A 24,696-nucleotide genomic window follows, 5' to 3' on the forward strand; every position below is an offset into this window, starting at 1 on the left:
GCTGGCCTGACACAGCTTCCAGGACGCACCATGGAGCAACGCCAGGGCGGGCACGTGCAGGGGGATCACCTTGCGCTTGGCCACACCCACCAGCGCCGCCATGTACACCGACCCGTCGATCCACGACGACAGCGCCGAGGCCGTCAGGATCTTGCCGCCGATCATGCCGCCGCCTCGCCGTCCGTAGCGCCGTCCCCGGGCAGCTCGGGCAGGGGACCGCCGGTGATACCCAGCGCCCACTCCATGGCCCGCTCGAACTCCTCGGGATCGCGCCGACGCGCCTCGTGCATGTCCTGCTCGATGAGGATGCTCGCGTTCTCCTGCCTGCGCACCTTGTCGGCCAACGCCTCGTTGACCACGGCCGACACCGACCGCGCCTCGCCCGCCTCCACAAGCTGCTCGGCCCACGCCAGCAGCTCGGGGTCCAACGTCACCGTCACGCGCTTCTTCACCTCGCTCATACGTTCATCATACTCACCGGTCCGCCCAGCACAGAGGGAATCCAACAGGACGGACGACGTGAAGCTACAGCCCCGCCACCGACCGCCACAGGAAAACCACCGACATCACCACCGAGGCACCAAAAAGAGGCGGCCCGAAAGCCGCCCCTCACCGCGAGAACACCGCGCACCTCACCCCGACGCAGGCCCCTCCAGCACCCGCGACTGCCCCTCACCGCCCTCGACCCCGCGCCGCGCCTCACGCACCGCCACCACATCGGCCGCATCGCCCACCAACCGCGAGAAGTTCACCGGCTGGTCCAGACTCACCATGTGCCCAGCCCGCGGCACGTTCACCAAACGCCCCTGGGCACAGGCGTCCATGAACCGCTTCTCATGGATCCGGAAATGGTCCCGCGCACCGTTCACCAACCACACCGGCCCCGGATACGACCCCAGCGCCCCCAGCACGTCCATGTCCGCGATCTCATCGATCACCGACCGCGCCGCCTCCATCGCCAAACCGCCGTCCAGCACCGCATCGGCCCCCTCATCGGGCAGCGTCAACCGGTGGAACCGCTCGTTCACCGACAACCCCTTGTCCGGCAGCACCTCCAACAACGCCGCCGGAATCCGGTACACCTGCGCCAACGACTGCGCCGGACGCACCGTACAACTCGCCGCCACCAGCCCGGCCACCCGCCCCGGGCTCGCCGCCGCCGCCGCGATCGACACGAAACCCCCCAGGCTCAGCCCCACCAGCAGCACACGCCCGCCGACCCCGTCCACCGCCTCCAGCACCGCATCCACCGCACGCCCCAGCGAGAACTCCTCACCCCGCCGCTCACCGTGCCCCGGCAGATCCGGCGCCACCACCTGCCGCCCCTGCTCCCGCAAGAACTCCACCTGCGGACGCCACATGCTCCCCGACACCCGCAACCCGTGCACCAGCACGACCGGAACACCCATGACCGACACCCCGCCCCTTCACACGGCCCGCACTCAAGCACCACTCAGGAATAGGACACCGTCACCGGCGCATGGTCCGACCAGCGCGCATCGTGCGAGGCCGCCCGCTCCACACGCGCCGACACCGCCCGCGCCGCCAGCCCCGGAGTGGCCACCTGGTAATCGATCCGCCACCCCGCATCGTTGTCGAAGGCCCGGCCCCGGTAGGACCACCACGAATACGGCCCCGCCTGCCCCGGATGCAAAGCCCTCACCACATCCACATACCCCGCCTCGCCCAACACCCGCGACAACCACGCCCGCTCCTCGGGAAGGAACCCCGAACTGCGCCGGTTGCCCCGCCAGTTCTTCAAATCCTCCTCCCGGTGCGCGATGTTCCAGTCCCCGCACACCACCAGATCCCGCCCGGCCGCCTCCACCTCGGCCCGACGCCGCACCAGGTAGGGCAGGAACGCCCCCATGAACCGCTCCTTCTCCTCCTGGCGCACCGTCCCCACCTCGCCCGAGGGCAGGTACAGGCTCGCCACCGTCACCGCCCCCAGGTCCACCTCCACATACCGGCCCGACCCGGCGAACTCCCCGGCACCGAACCCCACCCGCACCCCCTCGGGGTCCCCGCGCGAATACACCGCCACCCCCGCACGGCCCTTCACCCCACCCGGCACCACCACCACATGCCACCCCGGCGGCGCGGCCACCTCCCGCGGCAACTGCTCAGGCACCGCCCGCACCTCCTGCAGGCACACCACATCGGCCCCCGTGGCCCCCAGCCACTCCACGAACCCCTTGCGCGCCGCCGCCCGCAACCCGTTCACGTTCACCGTCGAGATCTCCATAGGCACAGGCCCACACACTAGTGGGCCCCCGCCCCGCCGCCGCCGACCCCGGCCTCCTCCACCCCGCCGCCCTCCTCCGACAGCCTGCGCAGCACCCCGTAGGTCCGGTTCGACCGCGCCGCCTCCCGCTGCGCCGAGGCCGTCACATCGATGTAGGACTGCGACGACGTCAACGACGTATGCCCCAACAGCCGCATGATCTCGGTGACCGACGCACCGTCCTCGGCCAGCCGCGTGGCGAACGTGTGCCGCAGCGCGTGCACCAGCGTCCCCCGCGCCACCCGGTCGTGCACCCCCGCATGCCGGTAGCACTGCCGCACCAGGTACTGCAGACCGCCCCGCCGCAGACCCTCGCCCCGGTTGTCCACCAGCAGCGGATCCCGCCCCCGCACCCGCACCCCGAACCGCGCCTCCCGCGACCGCAGATACGCCTCCACCAGCGCCTCCAGCGGCGGCTCGATCGGCAGCGACCGCGTCCGGCCCCCCTTGCCCACCACCCGCACCCGCCGCTCACCGGGCCGCCCGCTCACCGAATCCACCCGCAGCCCCAGCATCTCCGCCGACCGCAGCCCCGTCAGCAGCGCCAGCGCCATCACCGCCAGATCCCGCTCGGGCCAGGGGTCCCGCGCCCGCCTGCACCCCGCCGCCAGCGCCTCCAAAAGCCGCTCGGGGGTGTCCTCGCCCATCAACGGCTTGGGCTCGCCCTGCCGCGGCCGCGGACGCCCCACCGCCTGCATCGGATTGCCCGCCAACGCCCCCTCGGCCACCCAGAACCCGAAGAACCCGTTCCACGTCGACCAGGCCCGCAGCACACTGGAGGGCGCCCGCTCGACCGCGAAATCCGCGAACGCCCTGCGCATCACCCGCGCATCCAGCTCGGCCAGCCCCAGGCCCCCCACAGGCCGGCCCAGCGGCCGCGCCGCGCACTCCAGCACCCCGCGCAGATCGCGCCGGTAGGCCGCCACCGTGTGCGGCGACGGCTTGGCCGCCATCCGCGCCACCAGGTAGTCCTCCACCGCATCGACCGCCCGGCGCCCCTCCGGCTCCCCGGCGCCGCCACCGGACCGGGCCCCACCGCCGGGAGAGGGCACCGCCCCGGAGCCGGGCCCCGGGACCGCGCCGGAACCGTCCGCCTGCACCGAACCTCCATCGAACTCCGCAGTGCTCATGCCCCCAACCATCCCCGATCCCGCACCCGCCCACCACACTGGCCCCGGGCGTTTTCGAACACCCGGCACACCGCTGTTCGACCGCCCCCGGCAGCCGCGGCCGGGGCAGGGGAGGGGCCCGCCCGCGCCGACACGACGAAGGGGCGGGGCGCCCCGCACCCCGCCCCGCGACCACCCGGCCCGGCCCACCTCACGGAATGCGCTTGGCCGCCCACATCGACACCGCGTGCAGCGGCCACTCCAGCGGGCCGCGCCGCACCAGCAGCCGCCACACCGTCGCGAACACCAGCGCCCCCACCAGCACCGTCAGGTCCAACCGGTCCGAGACGAACCCCAGCGGCGTACCCTCCACCGCCCCCGACTCGGCCAGCCAGATCACCAGCACATGCCCCACGTACGTGGTCAGCGCCAGCGCCCCCACCGCCGCCAGCGGGTACACCGCCCACCGCAGGTAGGGCGCCACGATCAGGCACAGCCCCAGCACCGCGATCGCGATCCCCCCGGCACCGAACACCTCGAACGGCGTCCCGCTGTGCCCCGAGGACACCAGCAGCCACGCCCAGTCGTTCACCGGCACCGCCCCCGGGAACCCCTCCCGCAGCGCCTCGGCCACACTCGACGCCCCGCCGTAGCGCTCCATCAGCTCCGCGTCGAACGAGGCCTCCAGCCGCGCCCGCCCGCCCAGCGCCAGCGCCGCCCACGAGGCCGTGTAGGCCACCGCCGCCAAGCCCGCGCCCGCGCCCACCAGCGACCACTGCACCGCCCGGCGGCGCAGCCGCAGCCGCCCGAGGGCCATCCCGGCGAACACGAACGGCATCCACGTGATGGCCGGGTAGGCGCCGGTCAGCAGGAAGTTCACCACCCCGTCCCCGGCCAGCGCCACCAGCGGGTCATAGGAGTTCACCGCCGCCACCGGCCCCCGCAGCGGGCCGCCCCCGGCCATCAGCCCCCGCAGGTAGAACGAGGCCACCGGGCCCAGCACGCCCAGCACCGCCGCCGTCCCGGCCACGATCTTCCACCGCTCGCTCATCAGCGGCGCCGCCAGCACGAAGAACACCGCGTAGTAGGCGAGGATCACCGACACCGGGGTGCCCGTCATCGTCAGCAGGGTGCCCACCGGCAGCATGATCAGCCCGCGGATGACCACCCGCCACAGCGCCACCCCCATGTCGTGGCCGGTCCTGGGGGTGGGCCCACCCGACAGCAGCGCGATCGACACCCCGGCCAGCAGGGCGAACAGCGCGGCCGAACGGCCCGACACCAGCCCGTACAGGGCATTGCTGCCGTCGGCCAGCGTCCACCCCAGCCCCACGTGCACCACGAACATGCCCAGCACGGCCAGGCCGCGGGCCACGTCGATGCCCACCAGGCGGTCGGCCGCCTTCTTGGCGGCGCCTGCGCCCGCACCCTCGGGGCGGGCGCCGGGGCCCTGGCCGCCCGAACGCTCGCCGCGGGCAGGGGAGGGGAGGGCGTCCGCCCGCCCGGAGGGGGCGGGGGGCGCGGTGGGCCCGGCCCCGGCGGCCGCGGGGGCGCCGGGGGAGCCGTCGGTCGGGTCGGCGGTGGCCTCGGCCGCGCCGTCGCGAGGGGAGGGGCTGATGCTGTTCGACACCCTTCGAGGATCGCGCGCCCGGAGGCGGATTGCAGGGGGATGGGCGAGTTGTGACCGCTTGTGGCCGGGAGACGCCGCAGCGGTTCCGCAAGGACAACGCGGAGGCGGGGCGGCGCGTCCTATCGCTGGCGGTGACCCCGCGGACCGGACCGGCGTGTCTGATATGGGCGCTATGTGCGTTAGGCCAAGAACGCCCCAGTTTCATGCATAACGCACTTTATGCATGAAACATGGATCGCTCCCCGCGGGCACCGGCCCGGGGCACCGAAGGCGCTCCAGGGCTTGACACACTCTTGACCCGGCCGGACCGCACCCTCTCGAAACCGTCCGAGGGGGCGCCCGCCCAGGGGCAGGGGACCCGCGCAGGCCACAGCCCAGGGCAGGGGCCAGGACAGGCCGATACGGCTCGCGCAAACCCGCACCCCCGGACACACAGCACCCCTGCGACCTGCACAAACACGACTCCAGCGCCGCAGGGACACGGCAAGCCGCAGCCGATGCCGCGGCGCGGTTCCCGTCGGCTGGCACCACGGCCCGCGAGCGACACGGGACGCAGGCCGGGCCGCCGTCGCCGGTGCGCGCCGACGAGGCGCCGCATCCGATCTGAACGGTGATGAGGACTCTGGCCCGGGCACTGAGCAGATCATTTGAGGCGACAGGCGCGCGGATTCCAACGACCTGGCCCAAAGCCGGCGGCCGTCCCATCCGACCTGCCCGGTATCCGCCGAGTACGCCTGACACGAGTCAGAATCCGGCCGGTGGTGAGCAGCTCGGATGAGAACCGAGCAGATCACGGGCGCACCGGCGCACACAGACCCGAGGACGCCTCTAGAACCCCTCTTCCGACCCGGCTCCCGAAACGCCGATAATCAGCATTATGTTAAGTAGAGTTCTGGAGACCCCTCCCCAAACCGCCTTTCGCCCCCAGCACACCCGAACCGCCGAAGGCGCCCCGCCGACCGACCAATGGCCGCCTCGACCGCCCTGCGCCCCGCCCACCGGACGAACCAGCGCCCCTACCGGCCCCCGGCCATCCAGACCTCCCGCCGGAGCGCCTCACCCGGCCCCGCCGCACCCGTCAACGCAGTGGTCGGCCGCGTCCACTGGAACGGTGTCACTCCTGCCCGCACGGGTCGGCGCGGCCTCCACACCGACAAGCGGGCCTCGTCGGCAGCCATGGCCGCCATGAGCAGGTGGACCAGGGCCGACCGTCGAGAGCGGACGCCATCCGGCCCAGAACCGACCGGCGACGAACAGGGCACCGGCACAAAGGCCGGACCGGCCCGAGGCCGGGACGATCGCAGCGGCTCGGTCGAACATCCGCCCCAGAACCGTGACCAGCCGGCTGACCATGCCGGACTGGTTCTGTTCGTGAGTGTGGACAGCGTTCATCGGTGAGGTTCGACAGCGCCTCCGCTCGCCGCAGGGTCGTGTCGATGAGTCCTGACGGCGTCGAGTGCGGTGAGGAAGGCCGTGGTGCTGACGGAACCCGTCGGCACCGCGTCGCACCGAGTCGTCCGAGCGCTCTCACTTCTCGTCGACATAATCACCGGACGGAGGTTCCACTCCAGCGCACGTGACCCGGTTCCCTTGTCGGGCGGCCGAAGGCCGCTCGGCGAAGGGCGGGCGCGGCCGCGAGAAGTTCCACCACCCCGACGGACGCGGCCTGCCGAGCGATTCTCACCCGACCCGAGCAGCCTGTCCCGGTGTCTCTCTCCATCCGAGTGGGCGAGCGCGCATCGACGGCGCGGGGCCCGCGTACCGGTGGTGGCCACCGCGCTCGCGCAGGCCGCCGGGGATTCACCGGTCACCGCCCCGATTGGCCCAGACGGCCTCGGCGGCCGCCCGCCTTGGGCGAGACGCATTCCCGGCGGCGTCTCCCCCGACCCGGTAACCCCGCAGCTCGACCCGCCGGTACGGGTGGGACCGGACAGTAGTCTCCGGCCCATGCACCGCACGCTCACCGACCACGCCCGCTGCCTGTACGGCGATGAATACCGCCCCACTCCCCCGTGCGGGCTCGAACACAGCGAGAGCCGGTTCATCGAGGAGCCGACCTTCGCCGACGCCGACACGCTCCTGGCGATGGTGCGCGAGCTGTGCCCGAACGTGGCCGACGGGCACCTGCCGGTCCGGGTCCGCAACCTCACCCACCGGCCCGACGACCCGGCGCTGATGCGTGAGGCAGCCGCGAACCTGTGGATGCACGGACCGGGCTGGGACGACATCGCCGCCGACCTCGACCGGCGCGCCGACGCCCTTGAGGGCGCCTGACCCGGGCCGCCATGAGCACCCGGTACGCCTACCCGCCCGACCCGCAGGGCGCGGGCGGCGCCTCCAGGACGAAGAACAGGAAGCCGATCCGGGCCACCAGGCCGTGCGCGTCGTCGGCGAACAGCTCCCGGGCGGCCGGGTCGGGCTGCGGCTCGCTGATCGCTGCGATGCGCAGGCCCGCGGCGGTGAAGGCGTCGGTCATCGCGTGCAGCGGCCTGCGCCAGAACCTCATCGGGACGGTCCGCCCGCCCAGCGTGAACTGATCGTCATAGCTCGTCGTGGCCGTGTATTCGGGCCGGGGGTCCTGGAGCATGTAGTCCACGAACGGGTGGTGCACCGATGCGATCAGTCGGCCGCCGGGCCTGAGCACACGCCGCACCTCGGCCAGGGTCGGCCCCCAGTCCTCCAGGTAGTGCAGCACGAGCGATGCGACGACGTCGTCGAAGGCGCCGTCGGCGAACGGGAGCGGGTCGCTCAGGTCGGCCAGGCGCAGGTCCGCGTCGCCGCCCAGGCGCCGCCGGGCCAGTGCCAGCATCCCGGTGCTGGCGTCGATGCCGGTGACGTGGGCGCCGCGGTCGCGCAGGGCGGCGGCCAAGGGGCCCGCGCCGCAGCCGGCGTCCAGGATCCGGCGTCCGGCCACGTCTCCGGCGAGCGCGAGCATTGCGGGCCGCTCGTAGCGCGCGTTCATCAGGTTGTTGTCGTTCTCGGCCGCGTAGTCCTCGGCGAAGCCGTCGTAGTCGTTCGCCTGGGCCTGTTCGGTTCCGCGTTCCATCGACCGAGCCTAGATCGTTGATTTGGTCGCAGGCCATCGGCGGCCGCTTGGCCGGGGCGCCGATCAGGCGGTCGTGGCGGATCGCGGTGTGGAGTGCGCAGCCCCTGCGGCGTGCCCCGGGCCCATGGGGCCCCGGCGGTGTACCCGGCACGGCGCCCCGGCCCCGCCGAACACGCGGCCGCCCGCCACCCCGTCCTCGTCCGGCTCGACCGCCTCGCACCCCGGTCCGGGAGAATCGGCGAATTCGCAGGTCACCAGCAGGGTGATTCCCCTCACTCCTCCCCCGTGGTGTGCGGGGCGCCCTGTGCCGGGAACCGCGGCGGGGCACCGTGCCCCGGCGCCGCCCCCCTCGTGTCCGCCCCTGGCCGGTGCCTTCCCTGCCCTGCGGGCGCCGCTTACTCTTGACGGCGGCATGACGTGCCCTTTGCGGTTTCCGTGCCGCCTTGTCCCGCGCTCCACGGCCCCGCCGCCCCGCCCGCTCCCCCGCACGACGCCCCGGCCCGCACCCACGCGGCCAGGAAGGCCCCGCGCTTGACCACCGCCCTCCCCTCCCTCAGCCCTGCCTCCGCCGCGCCGTCCCCCGCGCCTGCGCGCCGCGCCGCCCGCAGGCTCTCCGGGCTCGACCTGGCACGCGCCCTGGCCGTCCTGGCGATGTTCACCGTGCACCTGGGCGCCCCCTTCACCCCCGAACCCCTCCAAGAGGCCGTGCGCACCGCCTCCCACGGCCGCTCCTCCGCCCTGTTCGCGCTGCTGGCCGGAATCGCGCTGGCGATGATGAGCGGCCGCGCGCAGATCCCCTCCGGAGCCTTGCTGGCAACGGCCCGGCGCCGCATCGCCGTGCGCGCCGGGTGCCTGGTGGCCATCGGGTTGGCCCTGATCTGGCTGGACACCCCGGTGGCGATCATCATCGCCCACTACGGCGGTTTCCTGCTGCTGGCGCTGCCCTTCCTCGGCACGGCGCCGCGCCGCCTGTACGCCGTGGCCGCGCTGTGGGCGCTGGCCGGGCCGCAGCTGTCCTACCTGGCCCGCTCACTCCTGGAGGGGCTCGCGCCCGACGGGTGGGCGCATGCGGCGCTGTTCTCCACCGGCGCGGCCCCCTTCCTGCTGACGGGCATGTTCCCGGCGGTGTCGTTCCTGCCCTACGTGCTCGCCGGGATGGCGCTGGGCCGGCTGGACCTGGCTGATGGGCGCGTGCGGACGCGCATGGCCGCCTGGGGCGCGGTGCTGGCGGCCGCCGGGTACGGCGGGGCGCGCCTGGCACTGTGGGCGCTGGCCTCCCCGGCCGAGGCGGCGCGGGTGGGGGCGCACACCTACTTCCACGGGGCGGTGCCGCTGGAGGGCCCCGCCTGGCTGCTGACGAGCGTCCCGCACAGCGGGACGACCTTCGAGGTGGCCGGGTCGGCCGGGGTGGGCATGGCGGTGGTGGCCGCGTGCCTGGCGGCCGCCGACCGGGTGCCGCGGGCGGTGGCGCCGCTGGCGGCGGTGGGGGCGATGTCGCTGACGGTGTACGTGGCGCACGTGCTGGGCATATGGGGTGTGCGCGCGGCCGGGTGGGGCCAGGCGCCGCTGCTGGCCGAGGCGTTCGCCGCCGCGGCCCTGGCCGGGGCCTGGGCGTGGCGGCGCCGGTTCGGCAAGGGGCCGCTGGAGCGGCTGGTGGCCGCGGTGGCCCGGCGCGGGGGCGATGCCCTGGGCGGTGTGCCGTTCTCCCGGCGCGGCCCAGGGGTGCGGGCCGGTTGACGGCGCCGGCTGGCCGCTGCCGGTCGCGGGCCGATCGGGGCGGATCCGGTGCGGGGGCGGGCCCGCGCCCCTAGGGTGGGTCCATGGTCTGGCAACGCGACGTCGATCTGGTGGTGCCGCTGTGGCAGGGCGGCGATGACGTGCGGGTGGCGCCGGGGTCGGCGGCGCTGGCGCGCCAGGTGCCCTCGGGCGGCAGCCGGCTGCACATCTCGGTGACCGACGGTCCCCGGCAGGTGGTCGGCGGTGTGCTGAACCTGGAGACGGTGGCCCAGACGCAGCGCCGGATCCGGGACCGGCTGGCGCGGCGGGACCCGGCGCGGACGCTGACGCTGGGGGGCGACTGCGCCTCGGACCTGGCGGCGGTGCAGCACCTGGCGGCACGGTATCCGGGGATGGCGTGCTACTGGGTGGACGCGCACCCGGACCTGAACACCCCGGAGTCCTCGCCGTCGGGGCGGGCGCACGGGATGGTGCTGCGGGCGCTGCTGGGCCAGGGGCACGGGATGCTGACCGGCGACGGCGCGGCGCTGGCGGCGCGGGACGTGACGCTGGTGGGCACGCGGTCGTTCGATCCGGCCGAGGCCGAGGTCGTGCGGGCGCAGGGGCTGGCGGTGGCCGGTCCCGAGGCGGTGGTGGCCGACCCGGAGGGTGTGGCGGCCCGGCGCACGGCCGGGACCCCGGCCTATGTGCATGTGGACGTGGATGTGTGCGACCCGGCCGAGGTTCCGGCGGTGGCGTGTCCGGAGCCGGGCGGGCCGCCGGTGGAGGCGGTGGCCCGGGTGCTGGCGGCGCTGGCGCGGCACCACACGGTGGTGGGGATCGGGGTGTGCGAGTACGCCCCGGTGATCGAGCACGACCCCAAGCGGTTGACCGTGCTGTTGTCGGCGCTGGGGCTGTGCGACCCGGTGGTGTGAGCGGGAAGCGCCGGGAGCGGTGTCCTGTTCGCCGCCCATGCGCCCGTGCAGTGGTCCGGGGTCGCGGGCGTGCGGTAGGCCCAGCGCAGGAAGGCTGTGCAGTGCTGCCCCCGGACGAGTAGGTCCGAAGTTCGGCTACGCGGACACTTCACCGGGTCGGCATGCCTCCGTGCGGACTGTTGACCACCAACGGCACAGACCCTTCCGCAAGGTAGAAGTGCCCGGGGTGGTAGTCGATGTGGAGGTGGCCTCCGTCCTCGGCTGAGGCCATGTCGCGTACATTGTCCGCGAGCACCGCCCTTCCTGCGGCGTCACCGCTGATCACAAGGATGTGCCGCTCGGAATCAAGGTGGATGAGGACCCCGGGGCCGGGCGTCTTCTCGACCTCGACCCCCGCGAGGGCGTCAGCGGCCGGCGCCGTGGAGCTGAGCAGCCCTTCACCCTTGGCCACCGCATCTGCCAGACGGTTCAGCTCTTCCGCCGACGCCGTGATGCCCACTTCGCCGCACACGGTGCCACAGTTGAGTATCACTGGCAGTTCTCCCTCAAGGTTGGACTCCCATGATGCCTGCCAGCTGGCGAACGCCATCGGGCACTTCGGATCTACGCGTCTTGCGGCTCGTGGTCCTGCTAGCGCCCCACCGCCCGGCAGGCTCCGGTGTCACTCGGGCAGGTCCAGCCACCCCGTGCGCACGTGCCAGTGCCCCCCGGCCGCCACATGGTCGGCGGTGACGCGGTGCAGCCGGGTGGCGCGGCGCGCGCGCCCGGGGTCGGTGTCGGGGCGGTTGTGCACGAACCGGAACACGTCCGAATCACCGGGGGCAGACGCCTCCACCAGCGTGAACAGCTCCTGGAACCGGGCGATGTTGCCGCCGCCCAGCTCCTGCGGCAGCTGCGGGTCCAGCAGCCACGACGAGCACGTGGCCACGGTGTAGTCGGCCCCCAGGGCGTCGCGGAAGAAGCGGCGGGCGCGCTTGAGCGAGTCCCGCACGGCCCCGGGCTCCAGCGGCGGCCCCGTCGGGATGTGGATCCGCAGGCACGGCTGCCCCGGGTACAGGTCGCCCCGCCCCAGCGCGCGGGCGCTCCCGGCGTCGAACCAGCGCACCGAGGCCTGGTTGGCCAGCCGGTTGGGCTCGTACTGCAGCCGCCCCAGCTCGTACAGGCCCGACCGGAACTGCACCCCGACCCACCCGGCGGTCTCCAGGCCGACACCGCCGAACATGCGGCGGTTGGCCGCGACCTGGCGGCCCACGTCGCGCAGCGTGGCGAAGGTGACCTCGTCGGGCACCCCCAGCCCCCGCTGCCGCTCCAGGTACCAGGGCAGCGACACCGCGAAGGCGACCACCGGCGCGCACCGGGCCCGCACGTCCCGCGCGTACTGCAGGGCGGGCCAGTCCTGCCAGTCGGGGGCGGTGCCCGCGTCGGCGGCGGCGCGCGCCGCCATGCGCTCGACCAGGTACAGCAGCCCGGGCGGCCAGGAGGCGTGTGGCCAGGCGGCCAGGACCTCGGCGTGGTCGGCCGCCTCAAGGGCGAAGGGCTCCAGCAGCGGCCCGGCCTCGGCGGTCAGGGGGTCGGCGGCGCCCCTGCCCGACGGGTGGGGCAGCCCGGCCGCGGCGTCCAGCCAGCGGGCGGTGTCGGCGCCCAGGCCGTGGCGTTCGCACAGGGCGACGGTGTCGGGCGTCGCGTGGTCGTGCATCGGGCCTCTCCCCTTCCCCGGGCTCGGGCGTGGGCCCCCGTGGATGAGGGCACCATCACACACCAAGGCATACTCTTATACCGAACGCCACCAACACCCCAATACCGTAGAAATCGAGGACGCCCACCGATGCCCACCCCGGCGCAGCAGGTACGCGACTGGCTGGCCATGTACGACGCCCCGACCGCATCGGTGGCCCACCTGCTCTGCGACCGGCACCCCGCCTCGGCCGTCGCCGTCACCGAGATCGGCGAGGACCTGCAGCCCTCGGTGCACACCTTCGCCGACCTGGCCCGGCGTTCGGGCCGCCTGGCAGCGGGCATGGCGCGCCTGGGCATCGGCCCCGGCGACCGGGTGGCCACCCTGCTGGACCGCGGCTTCGACCTCGCGGCCACCGCCATGGCGGCCTGGCGGCTGGGCGCCGTGCACGTCCCGCTGCTCACCGCGCTGGCCCCCGCGGCGATCGGCACCCGCCTGGCCGGGGCGCGCGCCCGCCTGGTGGTGTGCGAGGAGCGCGTCCGCCACAAGCTGCAGGACGCGGGCCCCTGGCGGGTGGCGGTGGCCGGACCCGGCGGCCTGGCCGGGGACCTGACCCTGGACGGGCTGGCCGCCGGTGCCGGGCCCATCCCCCGGGCCGAGGCCGTGGGGGGCTCGGCGCCGTTCCTGCACCTGTACTCCCCCGGCCCCGGCGGCGTCCCCCGCGGGTTCGAGGTGCCGGTGCGGGCCCTGGCCGCCTTCCACTCCCACTTCCGCTACGGCCTGGACGTCGCCGGGGACGACGTGTACTGGAACACCCACGACCCCAGCTGGCACTACGGGCTCTACTTCGGGCTGGTGGCGCCCCTGCTGGCCGGGCACGCCAGCCTGCAGCTGCGCGCCGGCGCCGACCCGGAGCTGGTGCTGGACGTGCTGGCCGAGCAGCGGGTCACCAACCTGGTGGCCGCACCGACCCTGTACCGGACGCTGCGCTCGACGGTCAAGACACTGCCGCCGGAGGTGGCGGTGCGGCGCCTGTCGAGCGCGGGCGAGCCGCTGCCCGAGGGGGTGGTCGAGTGGGCGGGCGACGTGTTCGGCGCGCCGGTGCGCGACCACTACGGGCAGGCCGAGCTGGGGGTGTGCGTGGGCCAGCACCAGCACCCGGACGCGGCCGTGGAGGTGCCCCCGGGCTCCCAGGGCACGGGGCTCGCCGGGTGGTCGGTGGCGGTGCTCGACCCCTTCGACGACGTGGAGGCGGCGCCGGGGGTGCTGGGGCGTGTGGCCGTGGACGCCCGGCAGAGCGCGGTGTACTGGTTCGGCGGGTACACCGGGGACCCGAAGGCGCGGCTGACCCCGGACGGGCGGTGGTTCGTCACCGCGGACACGGCGGTGCGCGACCGGGAGGGGTGCTTCTTCTTCTCCTCCCGCGATGAGGAGGCGATCCTGGTCGCGGGGTACCGGATCGTTCCGGGGGATGTGGAGACGGCGCTGCTGGAGCACCCGGACGTGGTGGAGGCGGCGGTCTACGGCGCCCCGGACGGGGAGGGCGGCCAGACGGTGGCGGCGACCGTGGTGCTGACCGAGGGGGCCCAGGCGGGCCCGGAGCTGGCGGAGAAGCTGCGGGAGCTGGTGCGGGGGCGGTTCGCCGAGCACGCCTACCCGCGCACGATCGACTTCGTGGAGGAGCTGCCCAAGTCCCCGTCGGGCAAGATCCGCCGCTCGCGCCTGGGCCCGCGCAGCCGGGGGTGAGGCGGGCGCCCCGGGGCCCCGGGCGAGCCGAAGGCGGCGGCGACGGGACCGGCAGGTGCCCCGCACGGTGGCCCCGGCCGTCCGGCGGGTGCCGGGGTGTGGGGCGGGAAGGCGACGACGAAGGGCCGCGCCCCTTCCGCCAGCGTCGTCGGCCGTGCGGCGTGTGCGTGGCCGCCCTGGTCGGCAGCACCGGCATGAGCTGGGGCCCCACTTGGGGCTGCTCGCCGGGCGGCGGGCCGCCGGAGTGCAGGGGAGTAGGCGGCGAGGGGGTGAGCGGGGTGGTTCCCCGGCCCTGCCTGCCGGGCGTCGGGTTCCTCGCGGTCCGGGAAGGCGGCGCGGCTGGGAGGGCGGGCGGTCGCCCGCGCTCGTGGCGGCCTCCTGGCCGGTGCGCCCTCATCGCCCTGAAAGCGGCGGTTCCACGACGCAGGACGCCTCCGGGGTGCATGCGGAGCCCGGAAGGCGGGTTCCGGTCCGCCACTACCGACCCGGTGTCCGTTTCGGCCGGTTCCAGGCGTGCGAAGGGGCTCCCCTCGTCCTGTTCGACGGTCGGAACGGCGTCGCGGGCGGAGCGGGCGTGCGTTCATCGCGATACGTGAACGGGTTTCGATGCCGACAGGCCCCTAAACGGCACACCGGGGCCGTTTTCCGGGCCCGGCGTCACCGCCTGTAGCCGATATCGGCCCCGTGCGGCCCCAGAGAGCCCGGCGGAGGGGTCCGGGCGGCCGCGCGGTCACCCCCGCCCCCGAGTCGAACACCCCAATCGGGCACGAACAGGGCATACCACTTGCAGAACATGTTCTAGAATCGCGCCCTTCGCCGCCCCGGGGCCGCCGGGAACGTCGCTGGACGCGCCTCCCACCCCCACCCGCACCTAACGCGGAGTATTCCCCCAGGTCACAGCCCCGTCGGAGTCCTCGGTGCGGGTCCGGCGGCCGCCCCGGGCGCCGAAGACCGCGAACCCCGGTGCCGCGCCGCCCGCCCGGACCGCGAAAGGCCCGGTGGACGGCAGGCGGGGCCGGGAAACGCCCCGCTCACCCCGCCGCCGCCCATCACGGTGACGACGAACGCGCCTGTCGCCCGACGGTGCTGCCGCAAGGAGCGCCGCCCTCTGCCGCTGCTGCCCAGCCACCCCACACTCCGGCGACCCGCCGCCCGGCCGGGCCCCGGCACCGGGGCACCAGCTCAGCCCTCACAGCCAAGAACAGCAACCACCGCGCACACGCCCGGACCCCGGCCCGCGCAGACCACCCCCACCCCGCCGCTCAGCCGCCCTCGGGCCCCTCGCCGCTCCCGCCGCGCGGCTGGGCGTCAGCGATCAGCTCGTCCATCCGCGCCGCCAGCGCGAAATCCGCCTCCGTCACCCCACCGGCCGCGTGCGTGGTCTGGTGCAGCGTCAGCCGGTTGTACCGGATGTCCATGTCCGGGTGGTGCCCCGCCTGCTCCGCCGCGTGCGCAACGGCCTCCACCAGGTGCACCACCGACATGAAGTCCGGCATCACCACCGTCCGGCGGATCTCGGCGTCCTCAGGGTGCCACTCCCACCCCTCCAGCAGCTCCAGCCCGTCGGTGATCTGCTTCTCGTCCAGCACTGCCATCGCCCATCGCCTCCCAGGCCGCACGACAGGGGCCCTCCCCCGCCGTCCGTCCCGATCGTCGTCGCCGGTACGGTCCTGCCTGTCCGGCGCACCCCCAGGGGCGCGCTCGTGGGTGTCCTACCTCAGCGGGCGCCCCGCCAATCAGGGCCCCGGCCCCCATGCGCAGCAGCCGCCCCCCGCGGGCTCACGGCCGGTCGCGCCAGCGCGCGAACCCGCCCTCACTGTTGAAGACCTGCCCGGTGATCCAACGCGCCTCATCGGTGGCCAGCCACGCGATCAGACGCGCCGGATCGTCCGGCCTGCCCAGGCGCCCCATCGGCAGCTTGTGCGCCAACGCGCCCTCCACCCCCTCGCCGATGTAACCGGTCTGCACCGGCCCCGGATTGACCGTGTTCACGGTGATGCCCCGGTCGGCCAGCTCATCGGCCACGGTCAGGGTGATCGCCGCCAAGGCCCCCTTGGCGGCCGCATAGGCGACCTCCCCCGGCATCGGCCCCTGCCCCTGCCCGGAGGTGAGGAAGACGATGCGGCCGCCGGGACGCCCGTCGTGCGCGGCCGCGAAGGCCTGGGCCAGCAGCAGCGGCGAACGCGCGTCCACCGCCCAGTGCCCGTCCAGCATCGCCTCGGTGACCCCCGCCAGGCCCGCATCACCGCCCGAGCGGGCGTGGTTGCACACCAGCACGTCGACGCGCCCCAGCGATGCCCGAGCCGCCTCGAACACCTCGCGCGGGGCGCCGGGCGCGGCCAGGTCGGCCCCGGCGCCCTCGACGCGGGCCTGCGGGTCGGTGCGGGCGGCGCGCACCCCCTCCAGGACGGCGTCGGTGTCGTCGGCGCCCCAGGGCTGCCCCGCGTCGTGCGGGCCGTAGTGGTGGCAGAACACCGAGGCGCCGTAGGAGGCCAGGCGGCGGGCGACGGCGTAGCCGATACCGTCGCGCCTGCTGACCCCGGTGACCAGCGCGGAGCGCCCCAGCAGGGGGCGCACCGGGCGTTCGGGAACGGGGTCGCGGGGGTGGATGGGGCGTTCGTCCACGGTGCGCTCCTGCCTGCCGGGTGTCGGCGCCGAGCGGCTGTTCGGCGCGGCGGTCGGGCAGGCTATCGGCGGGCGTGGCGGTAGACCACCGATTTCTCGTGGGGGGTGCCGCGCTCCCCTGTGCGCATGCCCGTGCCTTGGCCGTAGAGACCGGCCGGACGCGGGCGCGGGGCGGGGAGAGCAGCGGCCCGGACTGGACGGGCTGGGCCGGGCAGGATCGCGGCAGGCGCACCCTGTCGCGCACGGGTCGGGCATGCGGTCTTCCGGGGGCCTCCCCGGTCTGGTCGCCCAGGACGACGGCCTGACGCAGCCTGCGAAGGACCAACCGTCCGCCCCAGGGCCCTTGGCTCATCGACGCCCGTCTCCTGCCGGGGCGTGGATGGCGTTCCGGTGCCCCCCTCACGGCATTGGGACGGTCCTCGCCTCAGGGCCGGTGCCCCCACCGGCGCCCCCGCCTGTCGGCGGGCGGCCGAAGGCCCACCGTGCCAGGGCGGCCGCCGAAAGCTCCACCAGCCCGGCGGACGCCATCGGCCGGGCCGCCCCGATGTCGCGACGATCGCGCGGAACCGGTCGAACGGAGGTCTCAGCCTCCGACGGACGCGGCCCACAGACCGTGTGCGGCTCACTTGTCGGCGATGCGGCGGCGGATCTCCTCGCGGACCGTGTCGGGGTCGCTGTCCCTGCCGGCGGTGCGGTCCATGAACACGAGCTTCTCGATCGACTTCTCCTGCTGCCGCTCCCACTCGGCGGCCGCGTCGGGGCGGCCCGTAGCCTCCATTTCCTTGGCCAGGGTTGCCATGTGGTCGATCAGCTTGTCGCGTTCGGCCTGGTAAGTGGCGTTGGAGCGTTCCTCCTGGCGTGCCTTCTCGGCTTCGAGGCGTTCGGTCTGGGCGCGGTCGAGGGCCTCGCGCGCCGCGTGTCCGGCGTCTGAGGCGAGTCCTTGTTCGATGAGGCTGCGCAGGTCGGTGCGCAGGACGCCGGTGTCGGTGGCCTGTCCGGTACGGGCGTCGATCTCGATCAGGCGCAGCAGCAGGCCGTCGTGCCGCTCGGACCACTCCGCCCCCAGCGTCGGGGCCTGGTCGGCGATGGTCTTGGTGAGCTGCGCGCGCTCGTATTCGGCCTCGGCCAGAAGGCAGCGCAGTTCGGCGCCTCCGCGTTGCCGGGCCTGGGCCGCGTTATCGCGGTGGCGCTGCAACTTCGGTTGCAGGGCGGCCAGTCGGGACTCGAAGTCGCGCGGGCGCCGCCATGTCGAGGGGTTCAGCCACTTTCCCAGACTCATGGAGGCAGATCCTTCCATAGCGGGCGCGGTACCCGCCCCCCTTGCACAGGGCGACCTTGGGGGTTCGGTGCGGCGGAGCCGCTCCGCTGTTGTGTTTTTGGGGATGTGGAGGCACCACCTCCCCTACTTTACGTCGTAGATCTATAGCATGGGGTTCGCAGAGCGCTGGCAGAACCCGCCACGCATCCGCCCCAAGCGCGCTCGGACGCCGACCACGCCCCCCTTAAGGCACTACCGCACCGCTCCCCTGGGCTCGCGCCGCCGCCGCACCGGCTCCGCCCGCCCCGAGGCCGCCACGGCCGCTAGGACCGCCACCCCCACCGCCCCGGTCGCCAGCCCCACCGCCGGCTCGGCCCACTCCCCCGCCGACCGCAGCACCACATCGGCCACCAGCACCGTGCACGCCCCCACCGGCACCGCAGCCGCCACCGACCGCACCGGGCGCCCCCCACCGATCCAGCTCCCCACCACGGCCCCGGGCAGACCCGCCAGCAGCAGCGGCCCGGCCAGCGCCGTCCCCAGCCCGCACAGAACCGCCGCCGGGACCACGGCCCCCCAGGGGCCCCCGCCCGGCCCCGGCCCCGCAGCCGACAACACCAGCACCGCCGCCACCGCCGCCGCACACAGCGCACCCAGCACCAGCGCCTGCTCCAAGGCCCCCGACAGCGTCCCGACCGCCACCCAGGCAAGGCCCGCCCAGGCCGCCTCCCACCCACCGGCCGCCCGCGCCGCAGCCGCCACCGCCGCGGCCGTCAACACCACATCGGCCACCGGCCCCGCCGCCGCCCGCCGCACCGGGCCCCACCCGGCACCCATACGCCGCAGCACCGCGGTCACCGCCGCCCCGGCCGCCAGCGCCCCCGCAGCCGCCGCGGCCGCACGCTCCACCGGCCCCGCCTGCCCCACCGGCCCGGCCAGCACCGCCCCCAGGACCGCTCCCCCGCCCATGCCCAACAGCCGCACATCCAGCGCGCGGCTCCCCCAGGCACCCTGCAGCACCGCCGCGGCCGCCGCGAACACCGCACCGGCACCCGCCCCCGCCACCACGCGCGGCACCCGCAGCTCCCACACGATGAACCCCACCGACCCCGGCTCACCGCCCGGGGTGGCCAGCGCCCGCGCCAGCTCGTGCCACGGAACCGGGTACTCGCCCACCAGCAGGGCCGCCACCGACGACGCGGCCAGCAGCACGGCGGTCGCACCGGCGGCACCCGCCCGGGCCGCACGACGGCCGCCGAGCATCACGCCCCCTCCCCCTCCGAACGGGGCCCAGCCGCCCACGGCCGGATCCGCGCCCCGCGGATGCGGCCGACGCTAGCCCGGCACCCCGAAGGCGGAAAGGGCCCCTGCCCCGGAGCGGACCAAGGTCCCCGCCGGGCCGGGGGCGCAGCGCCCGGTCAGGTCAGAGTCTGGGGGTCCTGCGGCAGAGTGGACAGGTCGTCGTCGTCCAACGGCGCCTCGGGAACGTCCGAGGAGGGCCCATCGGACGGCGAGGACGAGGGCCCCTCGCTCGGCTCCGGCTCCCCCTCCCCCGACTCCGACGGAGACGGCGAGGGAGAAGGCGACGGGCTCGGGCTGGACGAGGGCGACGGGGACGGCTCCACCTGCGCCCCGGCCTGCTGGGACAGCAGCGACAGCCAGAAGTACAGCAGCACCACCAACAGCACCGCCAGCAGCAGCAACAGCACCATGCCCACCACCACCGCCCGGTTGGCGCGCGGGGCCGCCGCCTGCCCGCCGCCGCCCGGCAGCGGCCAGAACCACCGCCCCGACGCCGGGGCCGTGCGCGCCGACCAGTGCGGCTGCAACGACGGCGCCGCGCCCGAGCGCACCCGCCCCGCGCCCCCCGAAACCGGCTCCAGCAGCGCGGCCGCACCCCCGCCGCCGGCCGGTGCCACCGCCACCCACGCCGCAGCCGAGGCGCGCGTACTGGAGGCCAGCACCTTCGGCCCGCCGGAGCCCTTGCGCCCCCGGGCCACCGCCGCACGGAACCGCTCACGCGCCTCCGGGTCGCCCGCGGCCCCCTCGCTCAGCAGCGCCACCTCGACCGGATCGCCGCCGGCGTCCACGGCCGCGTACACCGTGCCCTCGGGCGAGGACGACAGGCGTGCGCGCAGACGGTACCCGCCCAGCTGGCGCGGGTCGCCCTCGTGCAGTCCGCCTCCCGCGTCCACGCACACCCCCAAGACCTCATCCGAGCCCGCCGCGCCCGCTCCAGGGCGCCCCTGCCCGCCCGCGCGGCGGTAGCATCGCCGATGTGTGAGCATTCCCGACTCTCCGTGCGGAATCCAACCGCCGCCCGGAGGGGACTCAGGGAACGCGGGCCCAATGCTATGCGGCCGCCCGGTCGGCGCGACAGCGGCCCGACACGCCGGGCGGCGAGGACGGCTCCGGCACCCCGCGGGGCGCCGGCGGAAAGGCTGGACGAATGCAGCAGGACGACGACACCGCGGGCCGGGCCGCCCCCGACCCGGGCCACGGCGGCGAGGGCGAGCAGGCCCCGGCCGACTCCACCCGGCTGCTGCGGGCGGCCCTGCAGGAGGTCTCCTCGGTCATCGTCGGCCAGGACGCCATGGTCGAGCGCACCATGGTGGCGCTGATCGCGCGCGGCCACTGCCTGCTGGAGGGCGTGCCCGGCATCGCCAAGACCCTGGCGGTGTCCACCCTGGCCAAGGTCGCCGGGGGGTCCTTCTCCCGCATCCAGTTCACCCCCGACCTGGTGCCCTCCGACATCGTGGGCACCCGCATCTACCGGCCCTCGGCCGAACGCTTCGACGTGGAGCTGGGCCCGGTCTTCGCCAACTTCGTCCTGGCCGACGAGATCAACCGCGCCCCCGCCAAGGTCCAGTCCTCCCTGCTGGAGGTCATGGCCGAGCGCCAGGTGTCGCTGGGCGGGCAGACCCACCCGCTGCCCGACCCCTTCATCGTCGTGGCCACCCAGAACCCCGTGGAGTCCGAGGGCGTCTACCCGCTGCCCGAGGCCCAGCGCGACCGGTTCCTGATGAAGGTGCAGGTCCCCCACCCCCGCGCCCACGAGGAGATGGAGATCCTGCGGCGGATGAGCACCGCCCCGCCCCAGGCCCACCAGGTCCTCGACCCGGTCACCCTGCGCGAGCTGCAGGAGACCGCCGAACAGGTGCACGTGCACCGCCTCATCGCCGACTACGTGGTGCGCCTGGTCATGGCCACCCGCGAACCCGACCAGTACGGCATCGGCGACCTGCGCCGCGTCCTGGAGGTGGGCGCCAGCCCCCGCGCCACCCTGGGCCTGGTCGCCTCCGCCCGCGCCCTGGCCCTCCTGCGCGGCCGCGACTACGTGCTCCCCGACGACGTGCGGGTCCTGGCGCGCGACGTCATGGCCCACCGCCTGGTGCTCACCTTCGACGCCCTGGCCGACGGCGTCAGCACCGAACAGGTCGTCGACCGGGTCCTGGCCGCCGTCCCCCCGCCCCGGGTCATCTGGGACGAGCCCCACGGCGACACCGCATCCGCGGCGATGGCGGCGGGCTGAGGCATGGCCGCCCCGCCCCGCCGCCCGGCCCCGCTGCTGGACCCGCGCGCCCACGAGGCCCTGGGCCGCCTCGACCTGCGCATCGTGCGGCGCATGGAGGGCCTGCTGCACGGAGAGCACCTGGGCCTGCGCCAGGGACCGGGCAGCGAGCCCGCCGAGGCCCGCCGCTACCTGCCCGGCGAGGACGACGTGCGCCACATGGACTGGGCCGTCACCGCCCGCACCACCGTGCCGCACGTGCGCGACCAGGTCGCCGACCGCGAACTGGAGACCTGGACCCTGCTGGACCTGTCGCCCAGCATGGACTTCGGCACCGCCGGGTGCGAGAAGCGCGACGTGGCCGTGGGGGCGCTGGCCGCCGTCACCGTGCTCACCCAGAAGGTCGGCGACCGCTTCGGCGCCTACTTCCTGCACCGCGGGCGCGTACGCCGCTGGCCCGCCCGCTCGGGCCGCTCGGCGCTGACCACCCTGATGGCCACCGTGGCCGCCGCCCCCCGCGGCGACGCCCCGCCCGCCCCCGGCGCGGCCCCTCCCGGCCGCGCCGACCTGGCCGCGGCCGTGGAGGAGCTGGCCCGCTCCCAGACCCGCCGCGGCCTGCGCGTGGTCGTCTCCGACTTCCTCGACACCCCGCCCGACGGCGCCCCCGTGCCCTGGGAGCGGCCCATGCGGCGGCTGACCGCACGCCACCAGGTCCTGGCCGTGGAGGTGCTCGACCCGCGCGAGCTGGACGTGCCCGACGTGGGCTGGGCCGAACTGGCCGACCCCGAGACCGGGCGCGCCCGCGCCGTCAAGATCACCCCGGCGGTGCGCGAGCGCTACCGCGCCGCCGCCCGCGCCCAGCGCGAGGCGGTGGCCGCGGCGCTGCGCCGCACCGGGGTACCGCACGTGGTGCTGCGCACCGACCGGGACTGGGTGGTGGACATGGCCCGGTTCGTGGTCACCCAGCGCACCACCGCCCACCGGCTGGCCCGCCACACCCCGGCCCGGCCCCGCTGAACAGCGACGAAAGGACGATGCCGTGAACCTGCTGTCCCCCGGCTGGATGGCCGCGGCGCTGGTGGTCGTCGCCGCGCTGGCCGCCGCCTACGTCTGGGCTCAGCTGCGGCGCCGCGCCCAGGCGGCGCGCTTCACCAACCTGGCGCTGCTGGACCGGGTGGCCCCGGCGCGGCCGGGCTGGCAGCGGCACGTGGGCGCGGCGCTGTTCCTGGCCACGATGCTGGTGCTGGCGGTGGCCATGGGGCGGCCGGCCATGCCGGTGGAGGTGCCGCGCGAGCGCGCCACCATCATGGTGGCCATCGACGTCTCGCCGTCCATGGTCGCCAACGACGTCGACCCCGACCGGATCAGCGCCGCCAAGGAGTCGGCGGTGGGGTTCGTGGAATCGCTGCCCGACCGGTTCAACGTGGGGCTGGTGAGCTTCTCGGCCACCGCCGGGGTGGTGGCCTCGCCCACCCAGGACCACCAGGCGGTGGCCGACTCCATCGAGAACCTGCAGATCTCCCCGGGCACCGCCATCGGCGAGGGGGTGTTCGCCTCCCTGCAGTCCATCGAGTCCTTCGACTCCGAATCGGGCGAGGAGCCGCCGCCCTCGGCGATCGTGCTGCTCTCGGACGGGGAGAACACCAGCGGCCGCCCGGTGGCCTCGGCCTCGCGCGCCGCGGCCGAGGCCGAGGTGCCGGTGTCCACGATCGCCTTCGGCAGCGGCACGGCGCTGGTGGAGATCAACGGCGAGCCGGTGGAGGCCAACATCGACAAGGAGGCGCTGGAGCGCCTGGCCGACGACACCGGCGGCTACTTCTACGAGGCCGAGTCCGAGACCGAGCTGAGCAAGGTGTACGAGGACATCGGCTCCTCACTGGGGAGTGAGATCGAATACCAGGAGAACGTGGTGTGGTGGGTGCGCGCCGCGGTGCTGCTGGGGGCGCTGGCCGCCGCGGCGTCGCTGCTGTGGGGCCAGCGGGTCCCCTGAGGGGCCCTGGCCGCATCCGGCCCGCCGGGCCCGGGCCGTCCCGCAATACGGCCGCCGGTGGCGCATCGTCCCAGTTCGACCGGTAACGTAGCCCTGTTTGCCGCTGACCGCTGAGCTTCCGCGCGAAGCCGAGGCATAAGAGAATGGGAACGATGCCGGATACCGCCACCGCGCCCGCGGTGATCTTCTTCGACCTGGACGACACCCTGCTGGACGATAGGGCAGCCAGCGACGCGGGCCTGCGCACCCTGATGGACCGGCTCGGGCACCCCGACTACAACGCCGCCCGCACCCTGTGGGAAGTGCAGACCGAGATCTCCTTCGGCGCCTACATCGACGGGCGGCTGGGCCTTCAGGAGCAGCGCCGCGAGCGCGTCCGCGCGCTGGCGGTGCAGGCCGGCCACTCCTCCGTGCCCGACCAGGCCTGCGACGACCTGTACCGCCAGTACCTGGAGGCGCACAGCGCCGCCTGGCAGGCATTCCCGGACGTGGCCCCGACCCTGGCCGAGCTGGCCCAGGCCGGGATCGGCCTGGGGGTGATCACCAACGGGGTGGAGGAGCTGCAGCGCCAGAAGCTGGACCGGATGGGCCTGACCGGGCACTTCCGGGCCGTGGTGTGCGCCGACACGGCCGGGGCGGGCAAGCCCGACCCGCGCATCTTCCACACCGCGGCCCGCCAGCTGGGGGTCGACCCGCAGATGTGCTGGCACGTGGGCGACCAGGTGCACGCCGACGCCCTGGGGGCGGCGGCCGGGGGCATGCGCCCGCTGCTGGTGGACCGGCGCGGCGCCCACCGCGACCAGCAGGACGTGCGGGTGATCGGGGGGCTGGGGGACCTGGTCGGCCTGGTCACCGCCCCGGAGCTGCGGTGAGCGGCGGCGCCTTCGGGCGCCCCGGCGCGCGCCGTGTGCGCCGGACCGCGGTGCACGTGGCCGGGGCCGAGCGCGGCGCGCGGCTGCTGTTCGGGCAGGACCCGGTGGAGGCCGCGCGTCGGTCGGCCGGGCTGGCCGGGCACGAGCGTCTGGAGGCGCTGGACGTGCGCGCCGAGCTGGTGGCGCTGGAGGGGCCCGAGGGTCCCGTGGACATGCACGTGGACCGGCTGCTGTTCGCCCCGTATGCGGCGGTCCGCGATGCGGGGCCGGGGCCCGGCCCCGCCTGGTCCAGCGGCGGG

21 protein-coding genes and 1 pseudogene are annotated in these 24,696 nt (G+C 75.0%); 9 read left to right on the forward strand and 13 right to left on the reverse strand.

What is annotated here, in order from left to right; all coding sequences use genetic code 11:
* Positions 1 to 161: 161 nt before the first annotated feature.
* From D476_RS0130405 to D476_RS0130425, 5 genes are all read right to left on the reverse strand, one after another.
* Positions 162 to 461, reverse strand: a complete 300-nt coding sequence (locus tag D476_RS0130405) for a ribbon-helix-helix domain-containing protein (protein ID WP_017627644.1) — start codon at positions 459 to 461, stop codon at positions 162 to 164.
* A gap of 171 nt (positions 462 to 632) precedes the next feature.
* A complete protein-coding gene (locus D476_RS0130410; RefSeq protein ID WP_026124005.1) occupies positions 633 to 1,409 on the reverse strand; it encodes an alpha/beta fold hydrolase in 777 nt (258 codons plus the stop codon).
* Positions 1,410 to 1,453: 44 nt separating this feature from the next.
* Positions 1,454 to 2,245, reverse strand: coding sequence for an exodeoxyribonuclease III (locus D476_RS0130415; protein ID WP_017627646.1), 792 nt, complete (start codon positions 2,243 to 2,245; stop codon positions 1,454 to 1,456).
* Positions 2,246 to 2,262: 17 nt separating this feature from the next.
* Entirely contained in the window at positions 2,263 to 3,237 is a 975-nt protein-coding gene (locus D476_RS0130420) for a tyrosine-type recombinase/integrase (protein ID WP_051061885.1), read from the reverse strand.
* 367 nt (positions 3,238 to 3,604) lie between these two features.
* Positions 3,605 to 5,023, reverse strand: coding sequence for a heparan-alpha-glucosaminide N-acetyltransferase domain-containing protein (locus D476_RS0130425; protein WP_017627648.1), 1,419 nt, complete (start codon positions 5,021 to 5,023; stop codon positions 3,605 to 3,607).
* Between the two features lie 1,947 nt (positions 5,024 to 6,970).
* Here D476_RS0130425 and D476_RS0130430 point away from each other — a divergent pair.
* Complete coding sequence (locus tag D476_RS0130430) at positions 6,971 to 7,297, forward strand: hypothetical protein (protein WP_017627649.1); 327 nt, start codon at positions 6,971 to 6,973, stop codon at positions 7,295 to 7,297.
* Between the two features lie 28 nt (positions 7,298 to 7,325).
* Here D476_RS0130430 and D476_RS0130435 read toward each other — a convergent pair whose 3' ends face one another.
* Positions 7,326 to 8,069 carry a class I SAM-dependent methyltransferase gene (locus D476_RS0130435; protein ID WP_017627650.1) on the reverse strand — a complete coding sequence of 248 codons (744 nt, stop codon included), beginning with the start codon at positions 8,067 to 8,069 and terminating at the stop codon, positions 7,326 to 7,328.
* Between the two features lie 531 nt (positions 8,070 to 8,600).
* Between D476_RS0130435 and D476_RS0130440 the strand changes: the two genes are divergently transcribed.
* Together D476_RS0130440 and D476_RS0130445 are read left to right on the forward strand one after the other, a co-directional pair.
* Positions 8,601 to 9,806, forward strand: a complete 1,206-nt coding sequence (locus D476_RS0130440) for a heparan-alpha-glucosaminide N-acetyltransferase domain-containing protein (protein ID WP_017627651.1) — start codon at positions 8,601 to 8,603, stop codon at positions 9,804 to 9,806.
* Between the two features lie 83 nt (positions 9,807 to 9,889).
* Positions 9,890 to 10,720, forward strand: a complete 831-nt coding sequence (locus D476_RS0130445; RefSeq protein WP_017627652.1) for an arginase family protein — start codon at positions 9,890 to 9,892, stop codon at positions 10,718 to 10,720.
* 148 nt (positions 10,721 to 10,868) lie between these two features.
* Here D476_RS0130445 and D476_RS0130450 read toward each other — a convergent pair whose 3' ends face one another.
* Together D476_RS0130450 and D476_RS0130455 are read right to left on the reverse strand one after the other, a co-directional pair.
* A complete protein-coding gene (locus D476_RS0130450) occupies positions 10,869 to 11,309 on the reverse strand; it encodes an Imm32 family immunity protein (RefSeq protein ID WP_239648871.1) in 441 nt (146 codons plus the stop codon).
* A 72-nt stretch (positions 11,310 to 11,381) separates the two neighbouring features.
* On the reverse strand, positions 11,382 to 12,416 hold the full coding sequence (locus D476_RS0130455) for an acyltransferase domain-containing protein (RefSeq protein WP_017627654.1): 1,035 nt from the start codon (positions 12,414 to 12,416) through the stop codon (positions 11,382 to 11,384).
* A 129-nt stretch (positions 12,417 to 12,545) separates the two neighbouring features.
* On the opposite strand from D476_RS0130455, the gene D476_RS0130460 reads away from it, so the two are divergent.
* Complete coding sequence (locus tag D476_RS0130460; protein ID WP_017627655.1) at positions 12,546 to 14,141, forward strand: AMP-binding protein; 1,596 nt, start codon at positions 12,546 to 12,548, stop codon at positions 14,139 to 14,141.
* 1,262 nt (positions 14,142 to 15,403) lie between these two features.
* Here the strand turns inward: D476_RS0130460 and D476_RS0130465 are convergent.
* The 5 genes from D476_RS0130465 to D476_RS0130485 all read right to left on the reverse strand — a co-directional run bounded on the left by D476_RS0130465 (position 15,404) and on the right by D476_RS0130485 (position 20,219).
* Positions 15,404 to 15,736 (reverse strand): 4a-hydroxytetrahydrobiopterin dehydratase, encoded by a 333-nt coding sequence (locus D476_RS0130465; RefSeq protein WP_017627656.1) that lies wholly within the window; start codon positions 15,734 to 15,736, stop codon positions 15,404 to 15,406.
* Between the two features lie 184 nt (positions 15,737 to 15,920).
* Positions 15,921 to 16,766, reverse strand: coding sequence for an SDR family oxidoreductase (locus D476_RS0130470; protein ID WP_017627657.1), 846 nt, complete (start codon positions 16,764 to 16,766; stop codon positions 15,921 to 15,923).
* Positions 16,767 to 17,388: 622 nt separating this feature from the next.
* Positions 17,389 to 18,045, reverse strand: coding sequence for a coiled-coil domain-containing protein (locus D476_RS0130475; protein WP_017627658.1), 657 nt, complete (start codon positions 18,043 to 18,045; stop codon positions 17,389 to 17,391).
* A 231-nt stretch (positions 18,046 to 18,276) separates the two neighbouring features.
* Positions 18,277 to 19,287, reverse strand: coding sequence for an iron chelate uptake ABC transporter family permease subunit (locus tag D476_RS0130480; protein ID WP_017627659.1), 1,011 nt, complete (start codon positions 19,285 to 19,287; stop codon positions 18,277 to 18,279).
* A gap of 155 nt (positions 19,288 to 19,442) precedes the next feature.
* Entirely contained in the window at positions 19,443 to 20,219 is a 777-nt protein-coding gene (locus tag D476_RS0130485) for a hypothetical protein (RefSeq protein ID WP_239648872.1), read from the reverse strand.
* Positions 20,220 to 20,473: 254 nt separating this feature from the next.
* Here D476_RS0130485 and D476_RS0130490 point away from each other — a divergent pair, with 254 nt between their 5' ends.
* The 5 genes and pseudogenes from D476_RS0130490 to D476_RS0130510 all read left to right on the forward strand — a co-directional run.
* Entirely contained in the window at positions 20,474 to 21,556 is a 1,083-nt protein-coding gene (locus D476_RS0130490) for an AAA family ATPase (protein ID WP_017627661.1), read from the forward strand.
* 3 nt (positions 21,557 to 21,559) lie between these two features.
* The gene (locus D476_RS0130495) at positions 21,560 to 22,552 is read left to right on the forward strand and encodes a DUF58 domain-containing protein (RefSeq protein ID WP_017627662.1); all 993 of its coding nucleotides are present in this window, start codon (positions 21,560 to 21,562) and stop codon (positions 22,550 to 22,552) included.
* A 46-nt stretch (positions 22,553 to 22,598) separates the two neighbouring features.
* Entirely contained in the window at positions 22,599 to 23,525 is a 927-nt protein-coding gene (locus D476_RS0130500) for a VWA domain-containing protein (protein ID WP_040728859.1), read from the forward strand.
* A 152-nt stretch (positions 23,526 to 23,677) separates the two neighbouring features.
* Positions 23,678 to 24,397, forward strand: a complete 720-nt coding sequence (locus tag D476_RS0130505; protein ID WP_020380514.1) for an HAD family hydrolase — start codon at positions 23,678 to 23,680, stop codon at positions 24,395 to 24,397.
* Positions 24,394 to 24,696, forward strand: a pseudogene (locus D476_RS0130510) (NUDIX hydrolase); the annotation flags it as partial. The gene D476_RS0130505 and the pseudogene D476_RS0130510, both read left to right, overlap by 4 nt.

The sequence above is a fragment of the Nocardiopsis chromatogenes YIM 90109 genome, from assembly GCF_000341185.1.
GTDB lineage: Bacteria > Actinomycetota > Actinomycetes > Streptosporangiales > Streptosporangiaceae > Nocardiopsis_A > Nocardiopsis_A chromatogenes.